Raw genomic sequence first — 12,098 nt, forward strand, 5'->3', positions numbered from 1 at the left:
GCCTAAAAACAGCGTTAAAATATACTTTAAGGATTCCGGTATAGGGATTCCGGAAAATGAATTGAAGGAGGTTTTTAATGCTTTTTATCAAGGTTCAAATAATTATAGAAACAGTTCCGGGATTGGACTTCATTTATCAAAAAGCTTTATCGAGTTGCACAAAGGAAGCATAGAAATTAATTCTAAAAATGGAGCCGAATTTATAATTACATTACAATTAGGAAAAGAACATCTTGATGAAAAATCCATAATAAAGGAGCCTGTTCTGGATTTTGTTCATGAGATGGATTATCTGGACTCAGAGGTTATCCAAAATGTAGAACCAAAAAATACCGAAGATAAATATTCAATCTTATACATAGAGGACAATAAAGAGCTTTTAGATTTTGTATCTCATAAATTCTCAACAGAATATGAATATACCTTTTTTGCTTCTGATGGGACCAATGCGATTGAGCGGGCATTAGAATTAATTCCGGATATTATTATATGTGATTTGAATTTACCTGAAAAGAATGGTTTTCAAATTTGTGAAATACTCAAGAAAGATTTGAGAACGTCCCATATTCCTATTATAATACTTACCGCCTCAGATGATCAGGAATCCTATTTAAAGGCTTTAGAAAGCGGAGCCGATATCTTTTTGACAAAACCTTTCAATTTAAAGGTATTGGCTCAATCTATTAAAGGATTGCTCTTTAACAGAGAAAAACTTCGATTTTATTATACCAATAATATTTTAAATATTGAGGATGGTGATTTTGGCGTTTCTGAACAGGATTTTCTAAGAAAGTTGAATGATCTTATTGAAAAAAACTTGGATAATTCTGCTTATACCGTTGAAGATCTTGCACGAAGTTTAACTATTTCTCGAGTGCAATTGTATCGAAAAGTTAAAGCTATATTAGGGATCAGTGTCAGTGATCATATTAATAATATACGATTAGATAAATCAAAAGAGCTGTTAAAAAAGTCGAGCCAGAACATTTCAGAAATTGCTTATGCAGTTGGTTTCTCATCACCAAATTATTTTTCAACTTCCTTTAAAAATAAATTTGGGGTTACACCTAAAGAATATAAAAGTAAAAAATAGATTTTTTCTATTGAGCTGCTTCCTTCTTAAGGAAGATAGCGTAACATAATTGTAATTTATGTAACATAAAAGCAACTACAATGAAGTAGTTGCTTTTCTTTTTAGTATGTCGGGCATGGTCTTTTTCTAGCAGAGTGCAAGTCTCTGTACACGCCGCGTTGATAGGAAGTGTTAGCAATTGACAAGGGTGTCTATCGCGAGGTGGAATCTGAAAGAAGTCATCAGCAAAAGTGAGGTTCTGACGAACAGAAATCTAATATAAGGCTGTATTTGGGAGGGCAAGCGGGCTATAGACTGCGAAAGTCCAAAATTCAACCGTAACCCCATATAGTAAATTAGGCGGAACCCATGGAAAGAAAATGAGCCTTATCCCGAGAGGTCTTGAAGCTTGTTCTAAGGGACTATGTTTGTAGTGATGCAAACAAAAGGGTTTCAAGAAGTCAGCAGAGGACGTAGTACAGCAGATACGAGCCGATATAAATGGAAGTCTCACAAAACTGGAAGGTCTGAATCTTTAGATTTAAGGAGCAGTTAGTTAGAATTTTGGATTATGGAGTGACAGAAAGGTATAGCATATCAACTAAAAGAATGCTATACGCCATTTTGAGAATTGTGAAACCGTATGTGGAGCAAACGAAAGAAAGGAGTTATAAATAATCTGAGCAGGACAACAAGAACGAGCCTTGGTGAATGCTAAACAATTTAAAGAAACCGCCGTGTGCGAGAGCATGCACGGTGGTGTGAGAGGGCGGGGGAGTAATCCCCCTACCTACTCGATTTCTTTTTAGTTTGACTACTTTATTTTACCGGGTCATAATTATATCCAACGAGTTATTTTAATCTCTTGGGTTTAATTCCTCGAAGCTCTGCTTCGACTCTTTTTTTTGTAATATTCTGTTGTGAGCGAATATATATACATAAAAGTGATAATGTTTCAGTTTTGTTATATCATTTTGTATGTCCTGCAAAATATAGGAGAATTGTTTTTAGTATTAATGTTGAACAAAGTTTGAAAGAGATATGTATTGAGATTTCCAAACGATATGATATTGTTTTTATCGAAATAGGAGCAGATCAAGACCACGTTCATTTTCTTATTCAAAGTGTTCCAATGGAAAGTCCGACAAAAATAATCCGAACAGTAAAAAGTATCACTGCAAAAGAAATATTTAAAAGGCATCCAGAAGTAAAGCAAAAACTGTGGGTGGCGAATTTTGGTCTAAAGGTTTTTATGTCAATACAATAGGAAAGCACGGAGATGAAAACACAATTCAAAATTATGTAAAATCTCAAGGAAAAGAAAAAGAATATAAAAAAATACATAGTCAACAGTTATCGATGTTCTAATACCTCTGGGACTCTGCCCCGAGGTAGTTTATTTACAGGCATTTCTACCAAGATATAAAATATTGATTCATTGAAACAAGGATCTTCAATTTAGCATTGCCAATTAAAATATCGTGTGAAAATTTGAAATTAAGGTTTCATTCCTAACTCAATTCACAGGTAAAATTAGAACTCAAGTTGGCACTTAATAAATAAAATTGGTTTAAACCTTTTTACAAAAATATCCTGGAATTCTCCTAAAAGAGTATAAATGTGCCAAATAGAAAATCAGTTTACTGAAAAACTTCCTTTTTTTTAAAATATTTGAGTAACACAATTATAATTTATGTAACATGATTGTAACTACAACGAAGTAGTTGTTTTTGTTTGTTATGCGTAATCTGTTGATATATAGCTAATTGATATTTTTTTAACGATTTTTTAGCAGTATTAAATGAAATTGTAACATCCTCAAAATAAAAGCAAAACTTTTGCGGATATCTTAGCAATCTAATTTAATATTTTTTGATAATGAAAAAAATTGTTGTTTGGTCTTTGATTGCATCATTAGCAGGATTCCTTTTTGGTTTTGATACAGTTGTTATTTCTGGAGCTGATAAAAAGCTACAATCTTTATGGAATTCCTCTGATGCTTTCCATGGAACAGTAGTTATGGGGATGGCTTTGTGGGGTACCGTTTTTGGAGCAATATTCGGAGGGATACCAACTAATAAAATAGGAAGAAAGAATACATTATTATGGATAGGAATTTTATTTTTCATTTCTGCGATTGGTTCTGCTTTTGCAAATGATCCAATTGTTTTTGCTGTATTTAGATTTATTGGGGGGCTTGGTGTTGGAGCGTCTACAATTGCTGCACCAGCATACATATCTGAAATTGCGCCAGCAAAAGATAGAGGTAAATTGGTTGCTTTCTATCAATTTAATATTGTTTTAGGAATTCTGATTGCCTTCCTTTCCAATTATTTGTTAAGAAATACCGGTGAAAATTCATGGAGATGGATGATGGGAGTACAAGCAATTCCTTCTTTTATTTATGCACTATTTATTTTTATGATCCCAAAAAGTCCAAGATGGTTGTTGTCTAAATCTAGAAATGAGGAAGCTAGAAGTGTTTTACAAAGAATGTATCCCGGTGATGACGTAGAAAAATTGATTTCAGAAATTCATCTTGATAATAATTCAGTTACTGCCAATGAGAATATTTTTCTAAAAAAATACCGTACTCCTTTAATTCTGGCTTTTTTTATAGCCTTTTTTAACCAATTGTCAGGGATTAATGCATTCTTGTATTATTCGCCTAGAATTTTTCAAGAAGCTGGTTTAGGAGAAAGTACCGCTTTGTTAAGTAGCATCGGTATTGGTGCAACTAATTTAGTTTTTACCCTAATAGGTGTTTTTCTAATTGATAAACTGGGTAGAAAAGTCTTAATGTACATTGGTTCAGTTGGATATATTATTTCCCTTAGCCTTGTAGCTATGGCTTTCTTCTTGCATTGGCAAGGAATGGCAGTTCCAATCTTCTTGTTCTTATTTATTGCTTCACATGCAATAGGTCAGGGAGCAGTAATTTGGGTCTTTATTTCAGAAATTTTCCCAAATCATCTTAGAGCATCCGGACAAGCTTTTGGGAGTACGACACACTGGATTTTAGCAGCAATAATTCCATCTCTTATTCCATTTTTATTTTCCACTATAGGTCCAGGAGTTGTGTTCTTGTTTTTTGCTATAATGATGGTTTTTCAACTCTTGTTTGTAGCAGTTTTAATGCCGGAAACCAAAGGAATTTCTTTAGAGGAATTAAGTAAAAAATTAATAAAAAAAGAAAACTATGATTACAGTAACTAAAAAAAGATACTTCTTGTCGATATGTTGTGCAATGGGATTACTGACTTTATTTAGTTGTAAAGAATCTTCGCTTTTGGATAAAAAAGTATATACAGAGGAAGAACTTTACAGACCAAACTTTCATTTTGCACCAAAAAAAGGATGGATGAATGATCCCAATGGGATGTTTTATTATAATGGATATTACCATCTTTTTTTTCAACACTATCCGGATTCAAATGTATGGGGACCAATGCATTGGGGACACGCTATAAGTAATGATCTTATCACTTGGACAGAAAAGCCAATAGCTATTTATCCAGATGAAAAAGGGTATATTTTCTCGGGAAGTGCTGTAGTTGATTTAAAAAACACATCTGGTTTTGGTAGTTTGCAAAACCCGCCCATTGTAGCCATGTTTACCTATCACGATCCTATAAAAGAGAAAGCGGGTAAGATCGATACACAATCACAAGGGATTGCTTATTCGTTAGACGAAGGATTGACTTGGACTAAATATGAGAATAATCCAGTTATCAAGAATATAAATATTCCGGATTTTAGAGACCCAAAAATGATTTGGGATAATATTCACAAGCAGTGGTTAATGGTCTTGGCGGCAGGGGATAAAACCATTTTTTATGCATCAAAAAACTTGAAAGATTGGGAATTGCTTTCTGATTTTGGAAAAGGTATTGGGGCTCATGGAGGTGTTTGGGAATGCCCAGATTTTTTCCCAATGCTTGTAGATGGTTCTGATGAATATAAATGGGTGCTTTTGCTAAGTATAAACCCTGGAGGTCCTAATGGAGGTTCAGCCACTCAATATTTTGTTGGAGATTTTGATGGTAAGACATTTACGTTGGATGAATCCTTTTCTCAGGATTTGAAACAGCATAAATCACTTTGGATTGACTATGGCCGAGATAATTATGCGGGTGTTACTTGGTCAAATATTTCAGAGACAGATGGTAGGAAGTTGTTTACGGGTTGGATGTCCAATTGGCAATATGCGAATAAAGTTCCTACCCAAAAATGGAGAGGGAGCATGACGCTACCAAGAGAATTAAAACTTATAAAAGCAGGAGATCATTTCAGAGTTTCTTCTCAGCCGGTTAGAGAATTACAAAATTATGTTTCAAAGACTATAAAAAAAGAGGTGCTTAAAATTAATGAGAAAAAAACCGTATTAATTGATAAGTCACTGGTTGATTTATCAAGATTAGATATCCAATTTACAGTGAAGAACTTGAAAAAAGAGGTCTATACTTTTTCACTTTCCAATAATTCTAATAACACTATACATTTTGGTATCAATAAAAAAGAGAAGTACTTTTTTATTGATAGAAAGAAGTCTGGGGATTTGTCTTTCTCAGATGTTTTTGCAAAGCAAATTTCTAAAGCACCATTTACCGAAGATTTTGATAAAATGGATGTAAGAGTACTAATTGATAAAACCTCAATCGAAGTATTTTACAATAACGGACAAACAGTTATGACCGAAATATTTTTCCCGGAAAAACCAATGGAAACATTTTCAGTCACTAAAGAAAATTTCAATTTCACTATTGAAAATTTAACAATTAACCAACTAAATTTTAACTAAACTATCTAAATTATGAAACGAAAAATCATCCTCTATTTAATTTTAATGGGTTCCTTTTTTTCACTTACGGCCCAGAACATAGGAATAAAAGGAGTGGTGACCTCTTCCGATGACGGAATGCCACTCCCTAGTGCATCTGTTACAGTATCCGGTACAAAAATTGGGGCTGCAACTGATCTCGATGGTCATTATCAACTGAACAATGTAGATAAAAATGCTACTTTGGTATTTAGTTTTACTGGTTTCACAACTCAGACAATTAAAGTTAACGGACAGGAGTCCATCAATGTTGTTTTAAAACCGGAGTCAATAAGTTTAACCGAAATTGTTGTAGTAGGATATTCAAAAGAGCGAAAAGTAGATGTAACAGGAGCCGTTACTGTAGTAGATTTAAAACCTATAACAGGTCAAAGTATGAGCTCTGGAAATGCTATGCAGGCCTTACAAGGTAGAGTTGCCGGATTGACTATTGAAAAATCTGGTGACCCAAGTGGAGCGAACAGCAGAATATTAATCAGGGGGGTAAGTACGCTGGGAAATACAGATCCATTGTATGTGATTGATGGGGTTCCTACTGTAAGACCGGAAGTATTTGCCAGTTTAAATCCAAGTGCCATAGAATCTGTTCAAGTATTGAAAGATGCTTCTGCTTCCTCTATTTATGGTTCCAGAGCTGCAAACGGTGTTATCATTGTAACAACAAAGAATGCTGCAAAAGGGGTGACGAGCGTTTCTTACAGTACTAATGTCTCAGTGCTTTCTGAGAAAAAGCAACGGTATAAAATGCTTAATGCACTGGACAGAGGTAAGGTTTTGTGGCAGGCATCAGTAAATGATAATGCAAATCCAGCCGGTGGATATGGCGAAATATATAATTTTGACTGGAATAATGATTTTAATAATCCAGTATTAAACAGCGTAAGCGTTAAGCCTTTCGTAGGTGGCGATACCAATGTGCCTGTCGGAGATACGGATTGGCAGGATACTGTATACAAAACGGGATTGCTAATTAACAATGATTTATCGGTATCCGGTGGATCTGATAAAGCAAATGCGGTATTGAATATGGGTTATTTAGATAATTCCGGAATGTTGAAATATACCAATTATGAAAGATATTCAGCGAGACTTAATGCCAATTTTAAGTTGTTCAATGATAAAGTTAGATTTGGTGTAAATTCTCAATTTACCCAATCAAACGAAACAAATGCCGCCAATGATGTAGGAAATGCACCAACACCAGGTTTAGCCATAACCTTAGCACCAACAATTCCGGTATTTACAGCCTCTGGTGAGTATGCCGGACCGTTAGGATCGGGATATTCAGATAGAAATAATCCTTTATTGATGCAATATCTAAACAGATGGGATAACAACAGAAGAATGTCTTTGTATGGAAATGTTTTTACAGAAATTGATATTTTGAAAAATCTTACTTTCAGAAATAGTATCGGAATGGATTTTAATGATTTCAACAGGAAAGACATTGAACCAATTGTAAAAAATGGGTTTGTTAACAGAAGTACAAATAGTTTGGCTTTCGACACCAATAAATACTCAAGTTTAACAATTTCAAACACGTTAAGCTATAACTTGAAAGTTTCAAATCATAAAATTGGAGTAGTTGTAGGTACTGAATCGACCAAAACTGATTTGAATACCTTATATGCTCGTGCTGAAGGATTTGCAGTGGAGTCAGAATCTTATTTTACACTTTCTGCCGCTACAGGAACCAGAACAAATAATGGTATTTCAACAGGTAGCAGGCTGCTTTCTCAGTTTGGTAAAATCAACTATGCGTTTTCAGACAGGTATTTGGCTACGTTTACTATCCGAAGAGATGGTTCGTCAAGATTTGGACAAGACAACAGGTATGGAATTTTTCCGGCCGCTACTGTAGGTTGGAAGATTAACAATGAAGATTTTTTCAAAAACATAAAAGCGGTTTCAACCCTTAAACTGCGTGCAGGTTATGGAGAAGTAGGGAATCAATCTATTGGGGATAATGCTCGTTTTGGACTATATGAAGCTCGATACGGACCGAATCAAAATGTATTTTTCCCTGATTTCTTTAATATCTATTATAATGTAGGTACTGCCTATGATTTAAATGGTAGTAATACCGGGAATTTACCTTCCGGTTTTGTATCGATACAAGCCGCTAATTCAGGGTTAAAATGGGAAACTACCAAAGAGGTTAACGTAGGTCTTGATTTTGGTTTTTTTGAAAATAAATTATCGGGTTCATTTGATTACTTTTCAAGACGCACGGAGGGAATTTTGATTAAACCACCCGTTGCATCTGCTGTCGGAGAAGGGCAACAACGTTTCGTAAATGGAGCTTCTACTGCAAATAAGGGGTGGGAACTTACAGTGGGATATGCTGATAAATTAGATAATGGATTGTATTTTAATGTTTCCACAAATTTTGGTGCAACAAAAAATAAAATAACGGATCTACCGGAAGAAGTTAGGGCAGCATATCCAGGGACAGCTGCAAACTCCATCATTGGTCATTCGCAGTTTGAAGTTTTTGGTTTTAAAACGGATGGATTATTCCAAAGTCAGGCAGACATCGATTCTCATGCGACTCAAGTTGGTTCTAGACTGGGAGGTATAAAATTTGTTGACATCAATGGTGATGACGAAATAAATTCTGATGATAGAACTTTTATTGGTACAACACTTCCAAAATTAGAATATGGCATTAATATTAGTTTAGCCTATAAGAATTTTGACTTCTCCGTTTTTGGTTCCGGAGTAGCAGGAAGAATTGGAGTTGATCCTTATATTTACTGGAACAATTTTGTTCAAGGTAGAGAAAATGCAGGGCCAGGAACGTTTAACGCTTGGACACCAACGAATACAAATACGGATGTGCCTTCTCTATCATTAGCACATAATGACACCCAGACTTCAGATTATCTTTTTAGAAACAATTCTTATTTTAAAATTAGAAATCTACAAATTGGATACTCTCTTCCTGAAGGTTTAGTTGGTAAAACAGGATTCATAACCAGATGCAGAGTGTATGCACAAGGGGAAAATCTATTTTGGTTTACTCCAAAGGGCTATATAGGTTCAGATCCAGAACGCACAGATGTTAACAGAATACCAGTGCCTACTACTTTGTCATTAGGTGTAAACTTTAATTTTTAATTAATTCTCATGAAAAAATATAATAAAATAGTTATCAGCTTCTTGTCAATCCTATTTTTGGCATCATGTAGCTCAGATTTTTTAGATTATGAACCTACCGGAGTATTATCATCCGGAAATGTGGCGACAGCTGAAAATGCAGACGCCCTTGTTAATGCGGCCTATGCCGCAATTGGAAATGACGAAATGGTGGGGCCAATAACACACCAATGGGTTTATGGAAGTGTACGGTCAGACGATGCTTACAAAGGCGGAGGGGGTCGAGGAGATGTTGATGTCGTGGATCGTTACGAGCAATATAATCTGACTACCCCAGATTATGGAGATTGGATGTTGCCTAGAACTTGGACCAATCATTATAAGGCTATTTCAAGAGCCAATTTTGCTCTATCTGTAATCAATGCGATTCCTGATGCGGATTATCCACTAAAAAAAGTGAGACAAGCGGAGTTGCGTTTTTTAAGAGCACATTCTCATTTTATGTTGAAATTATTGTTTAAAAAAGTTCCTTACATCACCGAAGATTTAACTCAGGAACAGATTCTGAAAACTTCTAATGATTTGTCAAATGAGGATTTATGGAATAAAATTGCAGATGATTTTCTTTTTGCATTCGATAATTTAGAGCAATCACAAGAGCAAGTTGGTAGAGCTGATAAAAATGCGGCAGCTGCCTATTTAGCAAAATTAAGATTGTATCAGGCTTACGAACAAAATGATACGCATCAGGTTAGCCCAAATATTAATGCATCTAGATTACAGGAAGTTATTGATTATGCGGATAAAGTAACCGGAAGTTTAGAACCGGACTTTGGGAATAACTTTTTAGACGGTCATGATAACGGACCAGAATCTATTTGGGCAGTACAATTTTCTATCAATGACGGTACCAATACCGGTAGAGTAAGTTTTGTAACAGGATTGAATTCTCCTCACGGTACCCCACTTTACGGATGTTGTGGTTTTCACATGGCAAGCCAGAATATGGTAAATGCCTTTAGAACGGATGCAACAAGTGGTTTGCCGTTGTTGGATACTTTTAACGATTCAGATATTTTTAATACTATCAGCAATGGGGATGCACCTTTAGCTTCTGGAGTTACAATTGACCCTAGAATTGACCATACAGTGGGCGTTCCGGGAAGACCATTTAAATATAAAAATACCCTGAAAAATTCGGGTGATATGGTTTACAAATTCAGTTGGGCTAGAGACCCGGGGGTTTATGGTTACTTTGGTAATATGAAAGAGCAACAATCTCCGGACTGTTCTTGTTATGTGAAAAACGGACCATTCATTGGTACTTCAAAAAATGTTGATTTTATAAGATATGCTGATGTGTTATTATTTAAAGCAGAAGCATTAATACAATTAAACAGATATACTGAAGCATTACCTATAATTAATCAAGTTAGAGCCAGAGCTGCAGCCAGTACAACGATGCCATTGGCAGCAGGAGCTTCAGATGTTTATAAAATTGCTCAATACGCTTCTTTTCCGTCAAAAGAGTATGCTATGAAAGCACTGATGTTTGAAAGAAGATTGGAGTTTGGAATGGAAGGTGCTAGATTTTTTGATCTTGTAAGATGGGGAATTGCAGAACAGGTTTTGAATGCTTATTTAGTTGTTGAAAGAGATATAAATAGAGCTAAAAAAGATTTCCTTTCAAATGCTAAGTTCACAGCGGGTAGAGATGAATATTATCCGATACCTCAAAGAGAAATTGACTTCACAGGAGGATTATACAAACAAAATCCCGGGTATTAAAAATAAGGTTAATAATAATGTTTGTTTGGGTTAGTGTTTTAAATTAGGTTAAAGGCAAGTTTTATACTTGCCTTTAATTTTTAAATTTTATAATATGAATACAAAATACATGCTAAGTGTAGTTAGCTTTGGGGAGGTTTTATGGGATCTTTTTCCAACGCATAAAAAAATAGGAGGGGCACCGTTGAATGTTGCACTTCGAATGAATTCTTTAGGGGCAGAAACAGCGATTATAAGTTGTGTTGGTGCAGATGAAGGAGGAAAAGAAATTATGTCTTTTATTAATGACAATGATATTAGTACAGATTTAATTCAAATAGCAGACGAATATAAAACGGGAGTTGTTCATGTAATGATTAACGAAAAAGGGAATGCTTCTTATGATATTTCATATCCGTCTGCTTGGGATAAAATTATAGTAACCAAAGAGATGGATGAAAAGGTTTCAGAAGCTGATGTTTTTGTTTTTGGGAGTTTGATATGCAGAGACGAAGTGTCTAGAGCCACTTTATATAATCTTTTGGATAAGGCAAAATATAAAGTTTTGGATGCGAATCTAAGAGTTCCGTATTACACCAAAGACGTACTTAATGAATTGATGTTAAAAGCTGATTTTATTAAGCTTAATGATGAAGAATTATATGAGATAAGTCAGCAATTGGAATCACCTTATAATTCCTTTGAGCAGAACATTAAATTCATCGCTGAAAAAACGAATACGAAACATGTTTGTGTTACCAAAGGGGCATTTGGAGCCGTTTTGTATTACAATGATAAATTTTATTACAACAGTGGTTATTTTATAAAAGTGGTTGATACCGTAGGGGCAGGAGATTCTTTCCTGGCGTCTTTAATAGTAGGATTGCTCAGAGGAAAGTCACCACAAAAATCGTTGAATTATGCTTGTGCAGTTGGGGCATTAGTAGCTGGTCATGAGGGAGCCAATCCTAAGATTTCCGAAAAAGAAATAAGCAAATTCATGAAGCTTTGACAAAATAGTTTAAGCATAAAATTAAATTTATAAAAAAGCCAAAGAAGCAATGTCTTTGGCTTTTTTATGCAAAATAGTGTGAAGACTAAAAAGAAGTCAATTTCTTCAAATCGGCAATCGTTACTGTTGGATTTTCTGCTTTAAAAACAAAACTTCCCGCCACAAGAACATCAGCTCCGGCTTCAACAAGTTGTTTTGCATTTTTATTAGTAACGCCACCATCAATTTCTATAATTGTTGTTGCTCCTTTTCGAGTGATTAAATTTTTCAATTTTTCAATTTTCGAATAAGTACTTTTCGATAAAAAA

At 34.8% G+C, this 12,098-nt stretch carries 6 protein-coding genes and 2 pseudogenes; 7 read left to right on the top strand and 1 reads right to left on the bottom strand.

The annotated features are described in order from the left end of the window. From ACNO7W_RS13400 to ACNO7W_RS13430, 7 genes and pseudogenes are all read left to right on the top strand, one after another. On the top strand, positions 1 to 1,093 hold a 1,093-nt coding region (locus ACNO7W_RS13400), incomplete at its 5' end, for a helix-turn-helix domain-containing protein (RefSeq protein ID WP_417938522.1). An 844-nt stretch (positions 1,094 to 1,937) separates the two neighbouring features. After that, positions 1,938 to 2,440 (top strand): annotated as a pseudogene (gene tnpA / locus ACNO7W_RS13405) (IS200/IS605 family transposase). A 510-nt stretch (positions 2,441 to 2,950) separates the two neighbouring features. Next, positions 2,951 to 4,288: a sugar porter family MFS transporter gene (locus ACNO7W_RS13410; protein ID WP_417938523.1), complete on the top strand. Its 1,338-nt coding sequence runs from the start codon at positions 2,951 to 2,953 to the stop codon at positions 4,286 to 4,288. Beyond that, positions 4,272 to 5,873, top strand: a complete 1,602-nt coding sequence (locus ACNO7W_RS13415) for a glycoside hydrolase family 32 protein (protein ID WP_417938524.1) — start codon at positions 4,272 to 4,274, stop codon at positions 5,871 to 5,873. The genes ACNO7W_RS13410 and ACNO7W_RS13415 overlap by 17 nt, the downstream gene beginning before the upstream one ends. Before the next feature lie 12 nt (positions 5,874 to 5,885). After that, positions 5,886 to 9,032, top strand: a complete 3,147-nt coding sequence (locus ACNO7W_RS13420) for a SusC/RagA family TonB-linked outer membrane protein (protein ID WP_417938525.1) — start codon at positions 5,886 to 5,888, stop codon at positions 9,030 to 9,032. 9 nt (positions 9,033 to 9,041) lie between these two features. Next, positions 9,042 to 10,799 (top strand): RagB/SusD family nutrient uptake outer membrane protein, encoded by a 1,758-nt coding sequence (locus tag ACNO7W_RS13425; protein WP_417938526.1) that lies wholly within the window; start codon positions 9,042 to 9,044, stop codon positions 10,797 to 10,799. 94 nt (positions 10,800 to 10,893) lie between these two features. After that, on the top strand, positions 10,894 to 11,790 hold the full coding sequence (locus ACNO7W_RS13430; protein ID WP_417938527.1) for a carbohydrate kinase family protein: 897 nt from the start codon (positions 10,894 to 10,896) through the stop codon (positions 11,788 to 11,790). Positions 11,791 to 11,875: 85 nt separating this feature from the next. Here ACNO7W_RS13430 and ACNO7W_RS13435 read toward each other — a convergent pair. Next, a pseudogene (locus ACNO7W_RS13435) lies at positions 11,876 to 12,082 on the bottom strand (ribulose-phosphate 3-epimerase); the annotation flags it as partial. Positions 12,083 to 12,098 lie beyond the last annotated feature (16 nt).

The organism is Flavobacterium sp. ZB4R12, assembly GCF_048276375.1.
GTDB classification, from domain to species: Bacteria; Bacteroidota; Bacteroidia; order Flavobacteriales; family Flavobacteriaceae; genus Flavobacterium; species Flavobacterium gawalongense.